At 64.6% G+C, this 20,559-nt stretch carries 16 protein-coding genes; 6 read left to right on the top strand and 10 right to left on the bottom strand.

Annotated elements, in window-relative coordinates:
* Positions 1–9: 9 nt before the first annotated feature.
* Positions 10–2,487, top strand: a complete 2,478-nt coding sequence (locus tag ACJ8AN_RS08330; protein WP_407754722.1) for an ATP-binding protein — start codon at positions 10–12, stop codon at positions 2,485–2,487.
* The gene (locus ACJ8AN_RS08335) at positions 2,484–4,211 is read left to right on the top strand and encodes a hypothetical protein (RefSeq protein ID WP_407754723.1); all 1,728 of its coding nucleotides are present in this window, start codon (positions 2,484–2,486) and stop codon (positions 4,209–4,211) included. The genes ACJ8AN_RS08330 and ACJ8AN_RS08335 overlap by 4 nt, the downstream gene beginning before the upstream one ends.
* 583 nt (positions 4,212–4,794) lie before the next feature.
* Here the strand turns inward: ACJ8AN_RS08335 and ACJ8AN_RS08340 are convergent.
* Genes ACJ8AN_RS08340 through ACJ8AN_RS08355 form a run of 4 tightly spaced genes read right to left on the bottom strand, consistent with a single transcriptional unit; the run spans position 4,795 to position 7,918 of the window.
* A complete protein-coding gene (locus tag ACJ8AN_RS08340) occupies positions 4,795–6,336 on the bottom strand; it encodes a transporter substrate-binding domain-containing protein (protein ID WP_407754724.1) in 1,542 nt (513 codons plus the stop codon).
* A 33-nt stretch (positions 6,337–6,369) separates the two neighbouring features.
* Positions 6,370–7,020, bottom strand: a complete 651-nt coding sequence (locus ACJ8AN_RS08345; RefSeq protein ID WP_407754725.1) for a hypothetical protein — start codon at positions 7,018–7,020, stop codon at positions 6,370–6,372.
* Positions 7,017–7,712, bottom strand: coding sequence for a hypothetical protein (locus ACJ8AN_RS08350; protein WP_407754726.1), 696 nt, complete (start codon positions 7,710–7,712; stop codon positions 7,017–7,019). The genes ACJ8AN_RS08345 and ACJ8AN_RS08350 overlap by 4 nt, the downstream gene beginning before the upstream one ends.
* A gap of 32 nt (positions 7,713–7,744) precedes the next feature.
* Positions 7,745–7,918: a hypothetical protein gene (locus ACJ8AN_RS08355; RefSeq protein WP_407754727.1), complete on the bottom strand. Its 174-nt coding sequence runs from the start codon at positions 7,916–7,918 to the stop codon at positions 7,745–7,747.
* A 190-nt stretch (positions 7,919–8,108) separates the two neighbouring features.
* On the opposite strand from ACJ8AN_RS08355, the gene ACJ8AN_RS08360 reads away from it, so the two are divergent.
* A complete protein-coding gene (locus ACJ8AN_RS08360; RefSeq protein ID WP_407754728.1) occupies positions 8,109–9,143 on the top strand; it encodes an aldo/keto reductase in 1,035 nt (344 codons plus the stop codon).
* A 73-nt stretch (positions 9,144–9,216) separates the two neighbouring features.
* Here ACJ8AN_RS08360 and ACJ8AN_RS08365 read toward each other — a convergent pair whose 3' ends face one another.
* Positions 9,217–9,528, bottom strand: a complete 312-nt coding sequence (locus tag ACJ8AN_RS08365; RefSeq protein WP_407754729.1) for a hypothetical protein — start codon at positions 9,526–9,528, stop codon at positions 9,217–9,219.
* A 6-nt stretch (positions 9,529–9,534) separates the two neighbouring features.
* Positions 9,535–11,151, bottom strand: coding sequence for an NADP-dependent glyceraldehyde-3-phosphate dehydrogenase (locus tag ACJ8AN_RS08370; RefSeq protein WP_407754730.1), 1,617 nt, complete (start codon positions 11,149–11,151; stop codon positions 9,535–9,537).
* 135 nt (positions 11,152–11,286) lie between these two features.
* Between ACJ8AN_RS08370 and ACJ8AN_RS08375 the strand changes: the two genes are divergently transcribed.
* The 3 genes from ACJ8AN_RS08375 to ACJ8AN_RS08385 all read left to right on the top strand — a co-directional run bounded on the left by ACJ8AN_RS08375 (position 11,287) and on the right by ACJ8AN_RS08385 (position 15,969).
* Positions 11,287–13,236 carry an FG-GAP-like repeat-containing protein gene (locus tag ACJ8AN_RS08375; protein ID WP_407754731.1) on the top strand — a complete coding sequence of 650 codons (1,950 nt, stop codon included), beginning with the start codon at positions 11,287–11,289 and terminating at the stop codon, positions 13,234–13,236.
* A gap of 269 nt (positions 13,237–13,505) precedes the next feature.
* The gene (locus ACJ8AN_RS08380; RefSeq protein WP_407754732.1) at positions 13,506–15,299 is read left to right on the top strand and encodes a choice-of-anchor X domain-containing protein; all 1,794 of its coding nucleotides are present in this window, start codon (positions 13,506–13,508) and stop codon (positions 15,297–15,299) included.
* A 151-nt stretch (positions 15,300–15,450) separates the two neighbouring features.
* Entirely contained in the window at positions 15,451–15,969 is a 519-nt protein-coding gene (locus tag ACJ8AN_RS08385) for a GFA family protein (protein WP_407754733.1), read from the top strand.
* A gap of 1 nt (position 15,970) precedes the next feature.
* Here the strand turns inward: ACJ8AN_RS08385 and ACJ8AN_RS08390 are convergent, their stop codons facing one another.
* The 4 genes from ACJ8AN_RS08390 to ACJ8AN_RS08405 are packed head-to-tail and all read right to left on the bottom strand — an operon-like array spanning position 15,971 to position 20,362.
* Complete coding sequence (locus tag ACJ8AN_RS08390; protein WP_407754734.1) at positions 15,971–16,228, bottom strand: hypothetical protein; 258 nt, start codon at positions 16,226–16,228, stop codon at positions 15,971–15,973.
* An 8-nt stretch (positions 16,229–16,236) separates the two neighbouring features.
* On the bottom strand, positions 16,237–17,226 hold the full coding sequence (locus ACJ8AN_RS08395) for an FAD binding domain-containing protein (RefSeq protein WP_407754735.1): 990 nt from the start codon (positions 17,224–17,226) through the stop codon (positions 16,237–16,239).
* A gap of 17 nt (positions 17,227–17,243) precedes the next feature.
* Entirely contained in the window at positions 17,244–19,721 is a 2,478-nt protein-coding gene (locus ACJ8AN_RS08400) for a xanthine dehydrogenase family protein molybdopterin-binding subunit (protein WP_407754736.1), read from the bottom strand.
* Positions 19,721–20,362 (bottom strand): (2Fe-2S)-binding protein, encoded by a 642-nt coding sequence (locus ACJ8AN_RS08405; RefSeq protein ID WP_407754737.1) that lies wholly within the window; start codon positions 20,360–20,362, stop codon positions 19,721–19,723. Before ACJ8AN_RS08405 ends, ACJ8AN_RS08400 begins: the two co-directional genes overlap by 1 nt.
* Between the last annotated feature and the right edge of the window lie 197 nt (positions 20,363–20,559).

Below are 20,559 nucleotides of genomic sequence, written 5' to 3' on the forward strand. Positions count from 1 at the left end.
GCACCACCAATGGTACAGCCTACCAAGACACAACAAGCTGAACTACGGATTGATGCTCATGTTATCCGCCAACTTGGGGATCAACTTATAACCGATGCTCAGCAAGCGCTCCTTGAACTCATAAAGAATAGCTACGATGCGGACGCAGAGTGGGCCAGAGTCCAACTCTCCACCGAGCATGAACCTGATCCGACGCTTGCTCTCGACCCCAATGCCCGGGGCATGCTGAGCATTGAAGACAATGGATCTGGGATGACGCTTGAGAGGATAAAAGATGGATGGCTTACCATCAGTCTCTCTCCGAAGCGGGGAATGAAGGATCGAGGGGAAGTCACCAAGAAGTTTCGGCGCACTCCGCTAGGCGACAAGGGGTTAGGCCGCCTTGGGACCATGAAACTTGGTGATCTGGTCGAGATAGTGACGCATCACCACGTAGAACAAGAGGGATTTCGCGTCCGCCTCAAATGGAGTGACTTCAAGTCAGGAAAGCCCCTCAACGATATAAAAGTAACGATCACTCCTGTTCCCGCAACAAAAAAGACGGGCACAAGGCTTTCGATTTTTGGGCTCACGTCTCCCACCTATTGGAAAGGTGAACGTCGCCTTAGTGAACTTCAAACTGAGTTATCAAAGCTGGTGTCTCCGTTTGAAGGAATATCAAAATTCAAATGGTCGATTTCCATAGACGGCTCGAAGATTGACCTTGAGGCGCTCACCAAACGGCTTCGAAGCATGGCCCAAACACGCTTTACGCTTGAGTGGGACGATCAATCGCTCACCTGCTCTGGGCATATTAAGGCCTCACTCTTCGAGACAAAAAAAGACGATTCGGCCTATGTCGATATGGTCGAGGCGGACAATGGCGCTGCTCTTCTGAAATTCTTATTGAGCCAGAAAGGTGCTGAAGGATTTTCCGTCAAGAAAAGCACCGAAGAAGGCTGGTTTTTGCAGGTGTCGAGGAAGTTTACGTGGGAAGAGATTGCGAACCGCGAGCCGGGGGCGGTTGCGTGGGCAAAACCTGGCCCATTCAGAGCCGAGATTGACAGCTTCGATCTAAATGAGACCGACTGGGGGCCAGACAAAGCGTTTACGTCGGCGGTAAGCTACAAAGAGTACGTAAAGAAGCATGCAGGGGTAGCGGTATATCGAGACGGCTTCGTTGTTCACATGCAAGAAGACTGGCTAGGTCTTGGAAAGGCTCAGACTTCTGGACGCAGTTACTACGGGCTGAGGCCCTCAAATGCAATTGGGTTTGTAGCTATAACGTCAGCAGGAAACCCACTGTTGACAGAGAAGTCTGATAGAGAGGGATTCATAGACACGCCTGCCTTAAGGGGGTTCAATGGCGTTCTAGGCGAGTTCGTGAAATTCATTAACGACTCACAGACCTTTCTGCGGAGGACTTACAACGTCTATCGTGAATCGCAAAAAGCCACAGAGGCTCAACTGCCCGCTGACTGGAGCCCTCGCGATGCGGTTCAACGCCTATCAGACGTGACTCAAGTGGCACGCTCAGCCAAGCAAAAGCTCGACGCGACCGAACAAAAACAGCGCTCATCGATCAAGCGAGTGCGAGACAATTTAGCTCGAACTCTAAAGAAGGTTGAGTCCGATCCAGCACTGAGAGCTGAGGTCGAGGGCGCTCTGGGTCAACTCCAGCAAGTTACTTCTGAACTAGAAAAGCGGCGCGGCGAGATTGCTGAAGCGCTGGGCGCATTGTCTGAGCAGGCCAAGGTTGCAGACGCAATTCTCGACCGATTCGCACAAATGAAGCATCAAATCGGCGAGGTGTATGAAACTGTCGGCATTGGACTGGTTGCTCAAGCGCTCGCCCATGATGCCCATGCATTAATTGATGATCTTCTTTCCCGAACACAAAAGATCAGTCGCAAGGTGGGGGCTTCCAAAGATCCAACTCTCTTGAGTTACTTGGAGGCAGTCAAAGCGACTGCGAATTCGCTTCGTAAGCAACTCAGCTTGCTTGATCCTATGTTGCGCGCAACGCGCGAAACCAAGAATACCTTCAAACTGTCGGAGTTCCTTGCTGAATTTGTCGGGCTACGCGCAGAGAGACTCCAGAAGTTTGGAATCGTCATCGAGCAGGACATCAGTGCCGACTTCACGGTTTCCTTTCCGAAGGGCAAACTCACGCAAGTGGTCGATAACATCTTTCGCAATAGCGAATTTTGGTTGAGGCATTATTCGGCAACCAACCCTAAGGCTCCTCTCGTAATTGGCGTCAAAGTGGATTCTCCAAAGCTTATTCTTTGGGACTCCGGGCCCGGCGTGAAGCGCAGTATCGAAGACACCATCTTTGATATCTTCGTGACGGATAAGCCCAAAGGAGAAGGCAACGGACTGGGCCTCTTCATTGTTTCCCAATTGCTTGAACAAGAAGGTTGCTCGATCCGGCTAGCCCCGACACGCAATGCTGCCGGTCGGCACTATCAGTTTTCGATAGATTTCTCAGGAGCAGTCTCAGCATGAACATCAGCCTTCAAGAACTTCTTAGCATCGTTGGCATTAAGCGCGTCATTTGGATTGACGACTTGTTTGAGAAGGGCGCCGCAGTCTCAACAGCACAGGATGAGATCGAGATAGCCTCCACTTTCGCCAAGTTCAAGGCGATGGAACTCAAGCCATCCCATCCCGCATTGGATGGAATAAATGTCGATGATGAACTTGAGGTATGGCTTGAGGCTTATGAATCTGCAATCGCGGAGTCCTCTTCAGCCAGGGCCGAGATTCTGGGCTCTCTCTCCGCCCAACTAAGAGAAAAAGAAGCCGAGGAAGCCCTTCCTCCCGAGGACGACTACGGAGATGGGCCTCTAGGAGAAATCGTGGCTTCTCTGGGTAATAGCGTTGAGCCCTATGGGCTGACGGATTGGACTCAGAAGCAGTCCGCCATCAAAGCGGCGCTCGATGGTACTACCCTTGTTCTTATTGACCGTGAGTTCAAAATTGGAGCTGAAAGCGATCAGGCGGGGGAGCGCATTCTCCAAGAATTGGCTCTCGAAGCATCGTTGGGATGCAGCCTGGTGATGCTCACGCATAGCGTTTCCCAGCGAGAGGCCGAACAACTCCGCGAGACATTGTCTCGCTCCGCTAACATACCTATTCATCGCTTCGCGGTTATGTCTAAGCGAACAGATGAAGAGGCGAGCCTCACGGCAGTTGATAACTTGAGGCGCTCGCTGCGGCATCTCCTTGTGCATAAGACGTGCTTCAGCATGGCTGAAAAGATTGCTCAGTCTATGAAGAGGGCTGTCGAACAGGCAGTCAAGGATCTTTCAGACCAGTCAGTATACGATTTGGATCACAGCGTCTTTCAAAACTCCCTTGATGAAGGGGCATCAGAGACCGGCGTGCTCGCTCGCATTCTTCTGTTAAGGCAGCGCGTAACAGTGGACGAACAAATTGCCAAGGACACATTTCTCATTGAACAACTTATAGGGCTGCGCAAGCTCCGTGAACTAGACTCGCTGCCGGTTCAGGAGGCCCGTCCTAGCGTGAAGCCTCTGCTCTCTGCATGGCGCAACGACGAGGTCTTTGATTCACGCGACCGTATTAACTTTAGTCACTCTCCCCTTGCATGTGGCGACGTGTTCGGGAAGCCCGACAGCAATGCAGTTTATGTCCTGTTGGGTCCCCCATGCGATCTGGCCGTGAGAAAGGATGGGACGAGGAATTTGGATGAGGCGTTCTTAGTTCTGGCGAAGCGAGTCTCCCAGAGTGCAGAGGCATCATCAAAAGAGATGAATCCGCAGCGGTTCTTCAAGGTGCCATCTATTCTCGGTGAGGGTGAATGGCGCCTTGATTTTCTTGAATGGGGATCAGTAAGTCTTCGCTGCCTAGAGTTGGTTGTTTTCAATCAAAGCGGCGAGATGTCGTTCGCAGCATCTCTCCAGCCCCCCAAAATCCTGCTTCCAGGATGGCAGAAACGCTTTGAGGAGACTAAACAGTTAGTTTCCCTGGCGTCAGCGACACAGTCCCCCAAAGGAATGGAGCGATTGTCTCTATCTGGCAAGGTCAAGAACGCTGCGGGGAAATGCCCTGGCAACGGGCAGTGGCGCTTCGAGTATAGTAGAGTGGGACGACTGCGGAATCCTTGGGCCATTGCTGCGTATGGCGCATTCACCAGTTATCAAACTCGTTCAGCCTTCGAACATAACTTCGCTAAAGGTCTGACGAGTGGCCTAACAGGGCAGTAAAGGGACTCTGAGTGAGCGCTCCCCCGAGCCTTGCCGAAGGGTGTAAAGTGAGGATCGCTCTATTGGAGAGCATCCGAGCGGACGGGGATGGGCGTCAGCCCCGCTCCACCACCTGAACGGGCTGAGTCCGGGGCTGGCACGGTCCACACGGGTAAGGGGCACCATGTGCCCCCAGTGTGCCCCTCCAGCGGGGAACTGAACGGGATGAGACGGGACGGAGCGGGGGAACGATCCGAAGTGAGATCAAGGCGTTACCCGGTAACAGCGCGACCTGCTTGGGGTTTTGCTTCCACCTTGATGCGGGTTCGAATCCCGCCGCTTCCAAGCCAGCTCGTCTATCAGGCGCTCGTCGATTGAGACGACGAACGCCACGTCAGGGCAGCAGCCCCGCAACCACCCCACGCCACAGCACCTCGGCGAGCACGTCCAGTCCTCGCGAGGTGTCGAGCCGCTTCTGCGCCGTCTTTCCCACACCCGCCACGGCTCAGGGTGTCGGCTCAGGGGCTGTTGAGCTGCCCTGGGGACTGGTGGGGCAACTCTTGTTTTCCTGAATGAGCTGTTCGCCCCCAGAAGGAGGAGTGCCTCACTCGTCCCTGGAAATGGAAGTCAGGCTCACCTGGGGCGTGTTCTCGGCGAACTCCCCGGTGAACGTCGCCTTGGCTCCTCCGTCCTGGTAACCGATACCCACCTTCATGCGGACCTTGTAGCTGACGATTCCCATGGAACTGGCGGAGATCGAGTCGGGAGTGCTCGAACCCCCCGCGGAGTTGAGCACCAGGAACATCCACTGGGCGGAATCGGGAATGTGGGCCCACATGGCGTCCGCGTGGGCGGGAAGGTGCATCGGCGCGACGAACGGAGCGCCCTTCATGTAGAGAAAGGGCAGGGCGATGTCTTCATCCATCTCGGGACCATCTTCCTCGGGGCTCGGAGAGTACTGGTCGAGCGCGAGCCCAAAGGCATACCGGCCCGCGACCTTGCGCCCGATCAGCTCCCGGTCGATGGCCCTGCTCGTCGGGAAATCCGGATCGTCCGCCCGGAGCCATTTGAAGAGATCGTCGCCGTAGGCCCACCCGCGTTTGCCATTGGCGGCGACCCGCACCTGGAACCACTGGCCGCCAAAGTTCTCGCTGTATCCGGTACTGGTGTCCTGGCGGGCCGGCGTGCGGTGCTCGCTCTCTCTCAGGATTTCCACCACCGTCCCGCAGGGCCAGGACTCCCGGACCGATGCGGACCACTCGGGTGCTTCTCGCAACTCCACCTCATCCTGGAGGACGTTGCACAGCACGCCGAGATTCTCCGCGTCGTCCAGTCCGGCGATGGGCGCCTTCATCTGGCCCGGCTGCCACTTGAGCATCAGCTCGGCGAGCCGGGGTTGGAGCCCGCGCAACACCGCGTCGTAGGTGGCGGCCTGGCCCTTGGGGACGGCGATGGCCAGCGGGGATTGACCCGCCTCGACTCCGATGAGCCGCAGGGAGGTTCCCTCGAGGGCCTGCAGGAGGCCCACGTCCTCATCGAGGGCGCAGTCGGCCTCGCCTTGCTGGACCGCCGCCACCGCCAGCTTGGACGAGGACGTGGGGACGAGCGTCGCCTGGGGCAGGGCGCGTTGGGCGGCCTCGAGCGCGGGCCCCTTGGGCACCGCCACCCGCCCCGTCACCCCAGCGAGCGCCGCGGCGTCATCCGGCACCAGCTCTTCGCACGACTCCCCACCCGCGAAGCGGTAGGAGATCGTCACATAGGGTTGCGTGAAGTCGACCTGCCGCCGCCGCTCCTCGGTGGGCGAGATGGAGTTGAGCCCCAGGTCCACCTTGCCCTGGGCGATGGCGCTCACGCTGTCCAGGGACAGGCTGCGCGGGTTGATGAACTCCACCGGCCGCCCGAGTTGCTGGCCGATCAGCCGCGCGAGGTCCGCCTCGAGTCCGTCCATCTGGCCCGCGCGCGGGAAGTGCAGAGGCACATAGGAACCGGCCAGCGCCACGCGCAGCGGTTGGGGAGGCGTGGGCGCCGCGACGGTGACGGCCTTCTCGGGTGGTTGTGCCGTTCCGTTGCAGCTACAGCCCGCGCCCGTGGAAGCACAGGCGGCCAGCGCTCCCAGCGCGAGCCACCCTCGCATACGACTCTTCATGAACTCCCCCCTCTGTGAAGAACAACCGTGAAGTCAGCGCAGCTGGAACGTGTTCGACGAGACGCGATGGCCGGCGAGGTCCGTCACCACGAGCACCGCGCTGGAGGACGCGGCCCCGAACACCACCTGCTGGGTGAGCACTCCGTCGACGAACGGGTCGCTCACCTTCGGCCCGAAGTTCACGCCCGGCCCCGACTCGAAGCGCACATTGCCGTGGAAGCTCGCCGCGTTCGCGCCCTGCGCGCGGACGGTAATCGTGAACGGCACGAACGGAGCCTGCGTGTCGATCGGATCAATCGTGTAGGTGTCCGGCCACTGGCCCTCGAGCACGGTGAACGCCGACGGCGCCGTCGCGACGCGCCCATCCGAGAGCGTGAGCCGGACGTCGTAGGAACCCGGGGCGAGGAGCGTCGGCACCTGCGTCGCGAGCACGCCCTTTCGGATGAACGTCGGCGCCGCGAGCTCGAGCGAGCCGATCTCGGCCTTCACCGCGGTCGAGACGTCGACCGTGCCTTTTTCGTAATCGACCGTGGCCGGCAGAGGCAGGTCGGCGGATATCTCGATCGGCGTGTACTCGCTCGCGGGCATCTGCGGCGGCGACACCGCGCGGATCTCCGGATCCGGCCAGTCCTGACAGCCGGATGCGAGCAGCAGCAGGAACGTTCCAATGGACACGCGTGTCATGGCAGCCAGTACCTCACCCCGAGCGTCCCCTGGAGACCCGTCGCGCGCCCGAGCACGAACGGAATGGGTGCCTCGCCGAAGGCGAACCGTGCCTCGCCGAACAGCTCGACGGCGGAAATCGGCACCCGCAGTTGAAGCGCCACGAGCGCGTCCCACCCCACCGCGGTCCGGACGGTCGACTGCGAGAAGGAGCTCCCCAGGTACTGCAGCGCGAAGGAGGGACCGAGGCCCAGACGTGCATCGAGGCCGACCGGACCCAGCCGCAGCACGTTCAGCCGGCCCGACAGATAGAGGGGCACGCCGTGCAACGCCGACGTCATCGTCCCCGTGTCGGGCACTGTCGCGACGAACCGGGTGAACCGCCAGTCGAGCTCGGCCTCGAGCACGAGCCGCCCGGACCAGATGGGCGGAGTGAGCGAGAACACCGCCGCCACGAGCGGACCGCGGTTGGAGCCACCGCCGTAGAATGCGCCCCCCGCGAGGGCGAGCGCGTAACGAATGGGCTGGGGACCGCGAGTCGAAGCCGCGGCACGCGAGGGCTCGGACTTTCGAGAAGTCTCGCCGGCCGCCGGCGTGGGCGTCGACTTCGGCTCCGGTTCCGCGACGGGCACGGGCCGCCGCTTCGGAGGCCGAGACGGCGCGCCGGCGGCAAGCGAGGCGACCAGCAGGTTCAGCAAGAAGATCCACCGCATCGGACCGACTTCACCGGCTTGGTGCATGGCGGTCAAGCTTTGAGCACGGTGAGCACCGCCACGAGCATCATCAGCGCGCCCAGGGTCCGCCCGACCGCGGTGCTGGCCTTGGGGCTCGCTTCGAGCCAGCCACGCGCCTGGTCCCTGACGAGCGCGACCGCGCCGTACACGGCGAGCTGCGTGAGCGCGCAGATTCCCCAGAGCACCACCGCCTGTCCCGCCCCACCACCCGCGTGCTCACCGTGCCAGGGAGCAACCCTGTGTCCTCCTCGGAGCCTGGCACTCTGCTCGGCAGTGTGTCATGGGGTGAATGCCTGTTGAGCCGCCTCGGCGATTCGCTAGAACGCGTGTCACCGTGCCCTTCGGCACGCGCGTCTGGATGAAAGGGTCGACTCCATGGAATTTCGGCAACTCGGCGGCTCGGGCTTCAAGGTCCCCGTGCTCTCCCTGGGCACCGCGACGTTCGGTGGCACCAACGAGTTCTTCAAGGGCTTCGGCGAGAGTGACGTGAAGGAGGCCTCCCGGCTCGTCGATATCTCGCTCGAGGCCGGGATGAACATGTTCGACTCGGCCGACGTGTACTCCGGCGGAGTCGCCGAGGAGATATTGGGCCAGGCCATCAAGGGCCGCCGCGAGCGCGTCATCATCTCCACCAAGGCCACCTTCCGCGCGGGCTCCGGCCCCAACGATGTGGGCTCCTCTCGCTACCACCTCATCCGCGCCTGCGAGGCGAGCCTGCGCCGTCTGGGCACCGACTACATCGACCTCTTCCAGCTCCATGGCTTCGATGCCGTCACGCCCGTCGAGGAGACGCTCAACGCGCTCGACGACCTCGTGCGGGCCGGGAAGATCCGCTACCTCGGCTGCTCGAACTTCTCGGGCTGGCACCTCATGAAGTCGCTGGCCATCTCCGAGCGGTACAACCTGGCGCGCTACGTGGCCCACCAGGCGTACTACTCGCTCGTCGGACGCGACTACGAGTGGGAACTGATGCCGCTGGGGCTCGACCAGAAGGTCAGCGCCGTCGTGTGGAGCCCACTCGGGTGGGGGCGGCTCACGGGCAAGCTGCGGCGCGGCCAGCCCCGGCCCGAGGGCACGCGTCTGCAGAACGCCTCGACGGCCGCGGGCGGCCCGCAGGTTCCCGAGGAATACCTCTATCGGGTAGTGGATGCCCTGGACGAGGTGGCGAAGGAGACGGGCAAGACGGTGCCGCAGATCGCCTTGAACTGGCTGTTGCAGCGGCCCACGGTCGCCAACGTCATCATCGGCGCGCGCAACGAGGAGCAGCTGCGCCAGAACCTGGGAGCGATCGGCTGGAACCTCACCCCGGCACAGGTGGCGAGGCTCGACGCGGCCAGCGCCTGGCCCTCCGCCTATCCCTACTGGCACCAGCGGCAGTTCGTCGAGCGCAATCCCTTCCCGACTTCCTGAGGACCGGGTCCGGACCGTGGCCCTCGGGGTTGTTCCGAGGGCCTGACGGGCGGCGGTTCCTGGCGAGACTTCGTCAGGCCTTCTTGACCCGGGAGCTGTTGAACATCCAGTTGATGCCGAGCTCGTCGCTCACCACCCCGAACAGGTCACCCCAGGGGGCGTCGAAGAGCGGCTCGTGCTTGGTGCTGCAGGTGCCTCGCCCTTCCGGCAGGACGAGGCGGAAGTCCGCCCGGTCCGAGTTGCGCCCATAGGGGAGTTGCCAGACATCCCGCGCCGCGTCCACGAAGCTCCACAACCCGAGCGCGAGGAAGCCCTGGGCCAGGGGCTCATGCTCGGAGAGCGGGAAGTCAGGGAGCGCCAGCAGGGGAATGAGCGCCGTCCGCATGGAGGGTCAGAAGAGGAAGTCGGTGGTGAGGAAGTCCGACTCGCGGCGGGTGAGGATGGATTGCACGAGCGTGGTGTTCTCGGGGGTCGTCTTCGCCGCGACGAGGGTGCGAATCGAGAACACCCGCAGCGCATCCGCCACCGACAGCGTGCCCTCGGCGGAGTCCTTGCGGCCATTGAAGGGGAACGTGTCCGGCCCGCGCTGGCACTGGCAATTGAGGTTGATGCGGCCCACCTGGTTGGCGAACGCGTCGACGAACCGCCCGATACGCGCCGAGTCCTTGCCGAAGAGGCTCAACTGCTGGCCGAAGTGGGAGTTGACGACGAAGCGCACGACCTCCTCGTCCTCGTCGAACACCATCACCGGAATCACCGGGCCGAACTGCTCCTCGTTGGCCAGGCGCATCTCGCCCGTCACCGGGTACACCACGGCGGGCGAGTAGAAAGACTGGCTCGTCCGCCCACCGAGCGGATTGACGACGCAGGCCCCCTTCGCCACGGCGTCGTCGACCAGGCCCTTCAGGTAGTCTGTCTTTCCAGGCTCGGGCAGGGGGGTGATGGCTGCGCCCAGGTCCCAGGGCATGCCAGGCTTCAGGCGGTCCACCGCGGCGGTGAAGCGCTCCAGGAACGGCTCGACGATGCGCCGGTGCACCATGAGCAGCTTGAGCGCCGTGCACCGCTGCCCGTTGAAGGACAGCGTGCCGGTGATGCACTCCTTCACCGTGTTCTCGAGGTCCGCGTCCTCGAGGATGATGGCCGGGTTCTTCGCATCCAGCCCGAGCACGGACTTGAGGCGGTGCGGCCGCGGGTGCATCCGCTTGAGCTCGCTGGCGCCCCGGTTGGTGCCGATGAAGGCGAAGATGTCCACCTGGCCGCTCTCCATCAGCGCGCCGACCGTCTCGCGGCCCCGGCCGTAGATGATGTTGATGACGCCCGGCGGGAAGCAGTCGCGGAAGGCCTCCAGCAGCGGGCGGATGAGCAGCACGCCGAACTTCGCCGGCTTGAAGACGACCGCGTTGCCCATGAGCAGGGCGGGGAAGAGCGTGCTGAAGGTCTCGTTGAGCGGGTAGTTGTACGGGCCCATGCACAGCGCCACGCCGATGGGTGCCCGGCGGATCTGCGCCATGATGCCCTGCTCCTGCACGAAGCGGGACGAGGTGCGGTCGAGCTCCTTGAGCGCGCGGATCGTCTCGGCGATGAGGTCCACCGTGCGGTCGAACTCCTTCTCGGAATCCGGCTGGGTCTTGCCGATCTCCCACATCAGCAGGTTCACCACCGCGGTGCGCTGCGCGCGCATGGCCCCGAGGAAGCGCTCGACGTGCTCGATGCGCTCGGCCACGCGCATGGTCGGCCAGACGCCGCGGCCGTGGTCGTAGGCCTTCACCGCGGCCTCGAGCGCCTCGAGCGACTCCCGCGAGGTGAGCAGCGGCGTGGCGCCAATCACCTTGGGCTCCAGGCCCTGGGGCGTCTTCACGGAGACGGGGCTGCGCACCGGGTTGAGCTCGCCCTCCCAGAGGCGGAGCTTGCCTCCCACGAGGTACTCGCGCTGCTCGAGATACCCGGGCAGCCGCACGCTGGCGGGAATCTGTTCGTCCGAGGGGAAGAGGTCATCGAGGGAGGTCATGGGGAGTCCTTTCCGCGCCACTATCCACGACCCGGGCGGCTCCGCGCTCGGGAAGCCGTCGTTTTTTCGAGACGCCGGGGGAGTTGGCCCCTCATCATGGTGAAACCGGAATTTTCGGTATAACGGGAGTAATCCATGACCATCGAGACGAGCTGGCCGCGCGGTGCCCTTCGGGGGCCCTTGCTGATGGCCCTGACCCTGCTGGGGTCGAGCTGTGGACCCACGAATCTGGACGATGACCGGCTGCGCGAGCTCGCCGAGCACGAGTCGGCCGTGACGCTGGCGGCGGTGGACCACCAGCCCTTCAAGGTCCTGACCTACAACGTCCGGCAGGTGAACGCGGAGGACACGGGCCTCTACACCTGGACGCAGCGCAGCCCGGACGTCATCAAGCTCATCTCCGCGCGCAACCCGGACCTCTTCGGGGTGCAGGAGGCCTCGGCCACGGTCATTCAAAATGACCTCATCAATGCCTTCCAGGCCAGCTACGACTATTACAAGCCGCCCAACGGAAGCCCGAAGATGATCTTCTATCGCCGGAGCCGCTTCCAGCTGGCCGCCGGCACCGACGTGCAGGGCTACTTCAGCATCACCAATCCGTATGCCTCGTCGGATGCGTGCTATCCGAATGCCTCCGGGCGGACCGCGTCGTGGATCAAGCTCGATGACAAGCTCTCGGGCCGCCAGTACTTCGTGGTGAACTCGCACCCCGCCCATGGCGGCTCCTGCGGCCTGGCGCGCCAGAAGAACGCCGAGCAGATCCGCGCCGTCATCACCGAGAAGTCTCTGGGCCGCTCGGTCATCGTGTTCGGGGACTTCAACTCCGATCCGCAGAACCCGAGCTGGGCGGGCGACGACTCCGTCTCGTTGATCGAGTCCGGGGGCTCTCCCGCGCTGTTCCGCTCGGAGCGGCACACCGGCGACACGACCGACAGCACCGCGACCTTCAACAGCGCCTGGAAGAGCCCGAGCACGAACTCCCAGCGGCTCGACTACATCTTCGTGAGCGGCGGCGACATGACGACGTCGGACTACGCCATCGACACGAGCACGTACGATGGCATCAGCCCGTCCGATCACTTCGCCATCACGGCGACCGTCCGGCCCGCGGTGTTCCAGTCGGGCTCGACGGTGGATGCGCACGGCACGGGGAGCTCGGCGAGCACGCATTTCTACTTCGCCGACGTGACGGGTGACGGCTGCGCGGACAAGATCGCCTGGAATCCCACGCTGCTCGGCGGAGCGACCCAGGTCTTCCGCTCCAATTGCAATGGCACGTTCGCCGCCGGGGTCGTGAACGACAGCGGCACCAGCGCCTCCAGCGCCACCACCTTCTACTTCGCGGATGTGAATGGGGATGCGTGCGCGGACAAGATCTACTGGAACCCCACCTTCGACACGGGCCACACGCGGGTCTACCTGTCGAACTGTGATGGCAACTTCACCTGGTCGAACTCGAACGACAGTGGCGGGAGCGAGTCCAGTGCGACCACCTTCTACTTCGCGGACCTGACGGGCGATAAGTGCGCGGACAAGGTGTATTGGAACCCGACCTTCGACTCGGGCCATGCGCGGGTCTACCTGTCGAACTGTGATGGCACCTTCACCTGGTCGAACTCGAACACGGACGCCGGGAGCAGCACGAACAGCGACGCGCACATGTACTTCGCGGACGTCACCGGTGATGGCCGCGCCGACAAGATTGTCTGGGATCCGGCGGCGGAGTCGGGGCGCACGCGCATCTACGCCTCCAACGGCAACGGCACGTTCACCCTCCTGAGCATCCACACGGGGGGCTCGAGCGGCGTGCCCGAGACGCGCCTCTACTTCACGGATGTGAACGGCGATGGCAACGCCGACAAGATCTTCTGGCGCCCGGACTACCGCGAGGGCCGCCTGCAGATCTACCTCGGCTCGGCCACGGGGTTCGCGGGCGCGCCCCTCATGGACAACACGGGCTGGAGCCAGTCCTCCAACACCCAGTACTTCTTCGCCGACCTCGACGGGAGCGGCGCGGCGGACAAGGTCTATTGGAACTACGGCGCGAGCGACAGCAACTCCCGCGCCTACCTGTCCCGGTATTGAGGACTCCCCGTTGTGGCTTGTCAGGCTACGGGCTCGGGCCGCCTCCGCCACGAGTTGTAGCCTGACAAGCCACAGCCCGGCACCGCCCCTGGAATTCCACGCGCTTACCCTCATGAAGGGCCTGTCACTCCCTGCCATCCGGGTCGTTTGTAGCTCGTAAGGCCACACAAATAATCCTGTTATGCCTTCTTTTAATGAACGTCTATCTTTGATAAAGAATAGGCGATTCCACGATTCAGGGGCATACACACATGAGACACGGCAAGCGTATGACGAAGAGGGGCGTAGGCACACTGGCGGGAGGCCTGCTGGTGAGCTGGCTGATGAGCGGTTGCGGCGCGGACCCGGCGCAGCAGCCCGTGGAGAGCCAGGCGCGGGCCCTGACCGAAGAACCCGCTCCGCAGCGCCTCCCCGTGCTGGAGAGTCTGGAGTTCGTTCCCTCCGACAAGACCTCGTCCGCCACGCCCGGACTCCTTCGGGCGAAGCTGGCCGAGGGCGAGCGCGCCGAGCTGCTCCAGCTCACGGGCGACGATGGCAAGGAGCTGACGCTGCGCGACGACGGCCTCAACGGAGACGAGAAGGCGGGTGACGGCCTCTTCTCCGGCTTTGGCGTCGTGAACCTCGACGAGCACCTCAAGACGCAGGAGCGCATCGCCTCCTTCCAGATGCAGTCCGCCGATCCGCTCACCTTCGCCACCATCGATGATCGCGTGCTGGTGAAGGAGACCCCGCTCGTGCCCCTGTCGCCGGACATCTTCGTGCCGGGCCAGACCATTCCCCTGACGCCCGTGGGCATCTCCCAGGCCGTCGCCCCCAACAAGTCCCTCATCATCACCGACCCCTCCGTCGTCGGAGACCCCACCCGCACCTGGAATCCGTGCACGGGCACGGGCAACCCGAACGGCGTGTGGACGTTCAAGCACCTGATGACGGAGATGGCCAACACCGCGGCCACGCCTCCGGCCTTCACCGATCGCTGGCTGAAGCAGTGGTTGACCACCCAGACCGTCAACGGGCGCAGCGTGCCGGCGCGCACGAACATGGCCACGCAGATCCTCAATGCCTGGCCGCGGCTGAGCACCGGTGAGCTGGATTTGGACCGCTCGCCCTTCAAGCTGGTGGCCATCATCAACCGGTTGGATCTGGGCCGGGGCAAGGGCGGCCCCTACGGCACCAGCGGCGCGGGCGAGCTGCGCTTCGTCTTCACGGTGATGAACTCGACGACGTGCGTGAGGCCCTACAACTCCTTCGAGGTCATCTTCGAGTTCGGCGTGCCGCGCACCGACTGCTTCCAGGTGAAGGCGTGGGCCCAGTCCTGGCTCGGCCTGTCCAACTCGTCGCTCATCCTCGGCAGCGCCGCCTACAACTCGCAGCTCGAGAGCCTCACCGAGCCGGTCGTGCTGCGCAACGCCGCGCCGAGCAAGCCCAACGGCAGCGCCATCAACCAGGTGCGGACCAACGAGGTCCTGCTCGCCAGCCCCTGGGAGATGCGCGAGTTCCGCATCTTCTCGACGGCGGCCAATCCACGCGAGTTCACCACCACCTCGGTGCCGGGCTACCTGAGCGAGCACGTCACCGTGCGCACCCCCTTCGACATGTTCAACAACACCCCCACGCTCACCAGCTTCCTGGCCAATCCCGCCAACAACGCGGCCATCCTGGCGGGCACCCACGACGTGCCCCTGGACTACGGCGTCACCACCAACTTCCTGGGCGCCTGGCCGCAGATGCCCACCACCGGCTTCTTCTGGAACGCGCCCAACCTGTCCACGGTGCCCAATGGCATCAACGTGCGGCACAAGTTCTCGTTGAACACCTGCAATGGCTGCCATGCGCGTGAGACGAACACCGGCTTCACGCACGTGGGCCCCACGGGCGCGCTCTCGCCCTTCCTGGCCACGGGCATGAGCAACCCGCTCACCCCCTACAACGTCACGGATCCGGTGAGCGGCACGGTGCGCAGCTTCTATGAGATCCGCGACCGCGCCCAGACCCTGGACAGCACCGCCAACCAGTCGTGCCTGATTCGCCGCCTCGACCGGCCGCTGCTCTCCTCGCACTGAGCCCGGCTCCAGGGAGCGGGTCCTCCTCACGGGTCCGCTCCCCTGGATTCACGAATCGGTGGCCGCTCGCGCGCCAGTCGGTGCCGCGCTTGTCGCGGGGCGCGCGGTGGGTACGATGCGCGGCCACCTCCGATTCGCGCAGGGCTCCCCCATGACCGACACCTCGCCGTTCCCGCTGGAAGGCGGCTGTGATTGCCGCCTCCTCCGCTACCGCATCGAGACGCGACCGCTCTTCGTGCATTGCTGTCACTGCCGCTGGTGTCAGCGGGAGTCGGGCGCCTCCTTCGCGCTCAATGCCATGATCGAGTCCGATCGGGTGACGAACCTGGGCGCCCCGCCGGAGCTCGTCCTCACCCCCTCGGAGAGTGGTCAGGGCCAGCGCATTGCCCGCTGCCCCGAGTGCCGCGTCGCGGTCTGGAGCCACTACTCCAGCGCCGGGACGCTCGTGAGCTTCGTGCGCGTCGGGACGCTCGATGAGCCCAGCCATCTGCCTCCGGACGTCCACATCTTCACGGCGTCCAAGCAGCCCTGGGTGGTGATTCCGCCAGGCGCCGCCGCCTTCCCCGTGTACTACGAGCGCGAGAAGCTCTGGCCCGCGGAGAGCCTGGCGCGACGGCAGGTCCTGCTGCCGAAGATCGAGGCGTACCAGGCCTCGCTGAAGCGCGCGTGAATCACTCCAGGACGCGTGAGCCTTCCGGTGGCTCCTCGGAGGGGACGCGGAAGCACACGCGGCCCTCTCCGCAGGAGTGCGGGTGCACCAGGTCGTCATCGGGCCCGATGCTCTCTCCCGTCGCGACGCACCAGAACGTCGCGGTCGAGACGTAACCCGTCTCCCAGTCCACCGCCGCGTCGTACCGGACGCCGGGCGTTCCCTTCGAACGCATCCTCCGGCAGACGTGGGGGGGCTTCTGCTCGCTGCTCGAGTCCATGCGCTTCCTCAGGCCGCCGCCGCGGCGAGCACCGTCCTGCGGACCACCGTTTCGAGGACCGGGACCTTGTAGGCGTTCTTCGACAGCGGTGTGGCCCCACTCACGGCGGCCTTCGCCACCTGCCGTGCGAGCCCCTCATCCAGCGTCTTCCCCACGAGGAGCTTCTCCGCCTCCGCCGCGCGCCGGGGCGTGGGCGCGACCCAGCCCATGGCGATCGCCGCCTGACGGATGACCTTGCCCTCCATCCGCAGCACCACCGCGACGTCGCAGATGGGCCAGTCGTAGCTCTCCCGCTCGCCCTGCTTGTGGTAGGCCGCCTTCGTTCCCGCCCCCAACGCGGGGAGGCGCACGCGCGTCAGCAGTTCGTTCGGTGCGATGACCGTGTCGGTCCACCGCTTCGCATCCGGCGGCAGCAGGAAGTCGGACACGGGCACCATCCGCGTCTTGCCCCCGGGGCCGGTCAGCTCGACCGAGGCCCCATAGGCCAGCAGGGCCGTGGCTGGCGTGGAGGCGTGCACCATCACCGTGCGCTGGTTGTCGAAGATGGCGTGGTACTGGTTCTCGCCCGCGCGCACCCGCTCGGCGTCGTCACCGCCGGCCTGGTGGAAGAAGTCGTTGCGGAAGTACCAGCAGCGGGGCCGCTGGAGCAGGTTGCCCCCCATCGTGGCGGCATTGCGGACCTGCGGGGTCGCGGCGTGCTCCGCCGCATCCGCGAGCGCCACGTAACGGCGGCGCACCTCGGGCTCCCGCGACAGCCGGGCCAGCGTCACCAGCGCGCCGAGCTCCAGGCCCTGTTTCGCGTCGAAGCGCACCCCGTCCAGTCCCTTGATGGTCTTGAGATTGACCACCCGGTGGGGCGCCACCACGCCATTCTTCATCAGGTCCAGCAGGTCCATTCCGCCGGCCTTCGCGAAAACAGGCTGGCGCTCGTTGCCTTCGCCCAGCAGCGAGACGGCCTGCTCCACGGATTCAGCGTCCACCCATTCGAAGCTCTGCATGAATCCTCCGGTTGGTCTCAGCCGCGCAGCGCCGCGAGCACGTTCGCGGGCGTCATCGGGAGCGTGCGAATGCGCTTGCCCGTCGCGTTGTAGAAGGCATTGGCCACCGCCGCCGCCGTCGCCACATTGGCGGGCTCGGCGACTCCGCGCGCATCCGTCGACGACTGCGCCCCGAGCTGCTCGAGCAGGATGACCTCGATGTGGGGCACCTCGCGTGAACCGACGATCTTGTACTGGTCCACGTTGGCATTGAGCTGGTGTCCGCTCGCCGCGTCCAGGTGCCGCTCCTCGTAGAGGGCATAGCTCATGCCCTGAATCACGCCTCCGTAGATTTGACTCTCGGTGAGCTTGGGGTTGATGGGGCGCCCGCAGTCGTGCACCGCGACGATGCGCTCCACCTTGACGATGCCCGTCTCGGTGTCGACCGCGACCTCGGCGAACTGCACGCCCCCGATGCCATGCTTGCTGATGGCGATCTGCGGCGTCTTCATCGCGAAGCCTTCGTAGTCGTCACGGCGCTCGGCCCGGTGGGAGATCTCCCCGATGCCGGCCTTCTTCACCGCCTCGCGGAAGGGCATCGCGGAGGAGGCCTTGCCCTTCACCATCACCTTGCCGTCGGCGAAGACGAGGTCGTCCGCGTTCGCGTTGAACAGGGGGGCGACCCGGGTGGCCAGCTCCCGGACACAGCGGTACGCGGCGTTGCGCGCGGCGGGCGTCAGGGTACTGGTGACGCGGCTGCCACCCGACGCAGGCCCCGCCGGATAGCGGCTGTCTCCGATATGGGAGCCAATGTCCTCGGCGCGCAGGCCGAACTCCTCGGCCACCACCTGCGCCAGGATGGTCCGCGTCCCCGTGCCGATGTCCTGCGTCGCGCAGAAGGCCTCGACGGAGCCGTCTCCCGACACACGCACCTCGCACGCGGTGTTCGGATGGATCAGGTAGAGCCACTGGGACTGGGCGAAGCCCACTCCCCGCTTGATGGGTCCCTTGTCGGAGCCCGCGGGCTTGCGTTTGCTCCAGCCGACGCGCTCGGCGCCGAGCCGGCGTTCATGGGCGCGGGCGAGGGAATCATCCGTCCCCGAGATGTCTATCCTTCCCCGGAGCGCGAGGGGATCCATCCCAAGCTTCTCCGCCAGCTCGTCGACGGATTGCTCCAGGGCGAAGATGCCCTGCACCTGGCCGGGCGCCCGGAAGGCGGCGCAGGGGCCGGTATTGGTGAAGACGTCGTATTGCTCCACCTGCACGTTCTGGCACGCGTAGAGCGTGGAATGGCAGAAGCCGACGCCCGCGCCACCGGCCACACCGCCGCCGCCGTAGGCCTCGAGTTGGATGGCCGTGAGGGTGCCGTCGCGCTTCGCGCCCAGCTTGAGCCGTTGAATGCTGTTCGGACGATTGCCGCCCGACACGTGCTCCTCCCGGCGGTCCATCATCATCCGCACCGGCGCCCTGGCCTTGCGCGACAGGTGGATGGCGAGCAGCCCGTAATTGCCAATCCCATACTTCGCGCCGAAGCCGCCTCCGGTGAAGTCGCTGACCACCCGGATCTTCCCCTTCGGCAGCTCGAAGAGCTCGGCCGCTTCATCCCGGACGCTGCCGAGGTGCTGGGTGGAGGCGTAGAGCGTGAGCCCATCGTCCCGCCAATCGGCGACGAGCCCATGCGTTTCCATGGGCACATGGGTCTGCACCTGGGTGCGGTACTCCGCCTCGACGACCACGTCGGAGTCACGAAGTCCCTGGGCGACATCCCCGCGCGGGCCCTGGCCCCGGGGTTTGGTGTCAGGGCCGCGCACGTTGCCCTTCTGGGGAAGGCCCGGGGGCGCGCCTCCTCCTCCCGCGGTCGACGGCTGCTCGGTGGGGCCGGGAAAGACGCGGGGCGCGTTCTCCTTCATCGCCTCCTCGAGCCCTGTCACATGGGGCAGGGGCTCGTACTCCACCTTGATGAGCTTCACCGCGGCCTCGGCGGCGCGGGGGTTGTCGGCGGCCACCGCGGCGATGGGCTGACCCGCGTAGCGGACGGTGGGGTAGCGATTGCCCTTCTCCGCGTTGGGGTCGCGCAACTGCGCGGTGGAGAGCACGCGCTCGAGGAGGTGAACGGCTCGGACTCCCGGGTAGCGCTCGGCCGCCGAGGTGTCGATGGACTTGATGCGCGCATGGGGCAGCGGCGAGACGAGGCGCCGGCCCCACAGCATTCCGGGAAGCTGCACGTCGAAGGTGTAGCGGGCCCTGCCGGTGACCTTCTCGACGGCGTCCAGTCGCGAGACCGGTTTGCCAATGGACTTGAGCTTCGCGTTCTCGGGCAGGGGCGGCGGCTCGTCGAGGGGCACCCGGCGGGTGACCTCTTTGAGTCCCTCGCCGACAATCCCATACGGGAGGACCTGCTGCCTCGAGGGCCCCGGATTGGGCGGCGGCGCTGGCTGGCCCCCTTGCGGTTCCTTCTGTCCCTCGGCGGGTTTGGCCGAGCCCTGGGTCCCCGTGGTGTCCTTGACGTCTTGCATCAGCTGTTCCCCTTTGCCTTGCCGCCTCCCTTGGCCGCGGCCAGGGTCGCCTTGAAGACGTTGGGATAGGTGCCGCACCGGCAGAGATGACCGCTGACGGCCTGCTTCACGTCATCGAGCGTGCATTGGGGATTTCGCTCGACCAGGGCGGCGCAGCTCATCACCATGCCGGGCGTGCAGAACCCGCACTGCATGGCGTCGTTCTCCACGAAGGCGCGCTGCACGGGGTGGAGCTCGTCACCCTGGGCGAGTCCCTCGATGGTGGTGACCTTGCGGCCGCGGGCGTCGAAGGCGAGCGTCATGCAGCTCGCGGCGACCTCGCCATCGAGCCAGACGGTGCAGGCCGAGCAGGCCCCGCGGTCACAGCCAACCTTCGTCCCCGTCAGCTCGAGCGGGTTGCGCAGGAGCTCGGCCAGCGTCGTGGACGGGTCGGCCTGCACGGTCACGGTGCGGCCGTTGATGGAGAGGGAGAGCGGGACGGGCTCGGGGCCCACGACAGCCGCAGAGGCGGGTGCCGCTTCCGCGACGGACCGGGCCAGGGTGGCTGTCAGCGCGGAAGCACCCGCGCCGGTGAAGAAGGCGCGGCGGCTGAGCCTGGGCAGAATGGGATTGGAATCGGAGTCATCATCGGTGGGGGCCAATGGGGAATGCTCCTTTCGCGAATGACGCTACAGGAGCAATCCCGTGTCGTCCCAGCCCGATGATGACGCGCGGCTCAGCAGCTTCGATTCGTCAACAGAGCGGCCTCGCGTCGGGGCTCCTCTTCCAGGGCGGGTCACCTTTTTTACGTTTCGCGCGCAACTTCGAGCCGCCTCCCGGGTTGGAAGGGCCACTCGCG

Source organism: Archangium sp. (assembly GCF_045802675.1).
GTDB lineage: Bacteria > Myxococcota > Myxococcia > Myxococcales > Myxococcaceae > Archangium.

Bases quoted from the DNA above. Each gene is read 5' to 3' on its own strand.
- ACJ8AN_RS08345 (WP_407754725.1), bottom strand. From the start codon at position 7,020: ATGACACGCGTGTCCATTGGAACGTTCCTGCTGCTGCTCGCATCCGGC.
- ACJ8AN_RS08360 (WP_407754728.1), top strand. From the start codon at position 8,109: ATGGAATTTCGGCAACTCGGCGGCTCGGGCTTCAAGGTCCCCGTGCTC.
- ACJ8AN_RS08365 (WP_407754729.1), bottom strand. From the start codon at position 9,528: ATGCGGACGGCGCTCATTCCCCTGCTGGCGCTCCCTGACTTCCCGCTC.
- ACJ8AN_RS08330 (WP_407754722.1), top strand. From the start codon at position 10: ATGGTACAGCCTACCAAGACACAACAAGCTGAACTACGGATTGATGCT.
- ACJ8AN_RS08395 (WP_407754735.1), bottom strand. From the start codon at position 17,226: ATGCAGAGCTTCGAATGGGTGGACGCTGAATCCGTGGAGCAGGCCGTC.
- ACJ8AN_RS08400 (WP_407754736.1), bottom strand. From the start codon at position 19,721: ATGCAAGACGTCAAGGACACCACGGGGACCCAGGGCTCGGCCAAACCC.
- ACJ8AN_RS08350 (WP_407754726.1), bottom strand. From the start codon at position 7,712: ATGCGGTGGATCTTCTTGCTGAACCTGCTGGTCGCCTCGCTTGCCGCC.
- ACJ8AN_RS08380 (WP_407754732.1), top strand. From the start codon at position 13,506: ATGACGAAGAGGGGCGTAGGCACACTGGCGGGAGGCCTGCTGGTGAGC.
- ACJ8AN_RS08335 (WP_407754723.1), top strand. From the start codon at position 2,484: ATGAACATCAGCCTTCAAGAACTTCTTAGCATCGTTGGCATTAAGCGC.
- ACJ8AN_RS08375 (WP_407754731.1), top strand. From the start codon at position 11,287: ATGACCATCGAGACGAGCTGGCCGCGCGGTGCCCTTCGGGGGCCCTTG.
- ACJ8AN_RS08340 (WP_407754724.1), bottom strand. From the start codon at position 6,336: ATGAAGAGTCGTATGCGAGGGTGGCTCGCGCTGGGAGCGCTGGCCGCC.
- ACJ8AN_RS08370 (WP_407754730.1), bottom strand. From the start codon at position 11,151: ATGACCTCCCTCGATGACCTCTTCCCCTCGGACGAACAGATTCCCGCC.
- ACJ8AN_RS08385 (WP_407754733.1), top strand. From the start codon at position 15,451: ATGACCGACACCTCGCCGTTCCCGCTGGAAGGCGGCTGTGATTGCCGC.
- ACJ8AN_RS08390 (WP_407754734.1), bottom strand. From the start codon at position 16,228: ATGGACTCGAGCAGCGAGCAGAAGCCCCCCCACGTCTGCCGGAGGATG.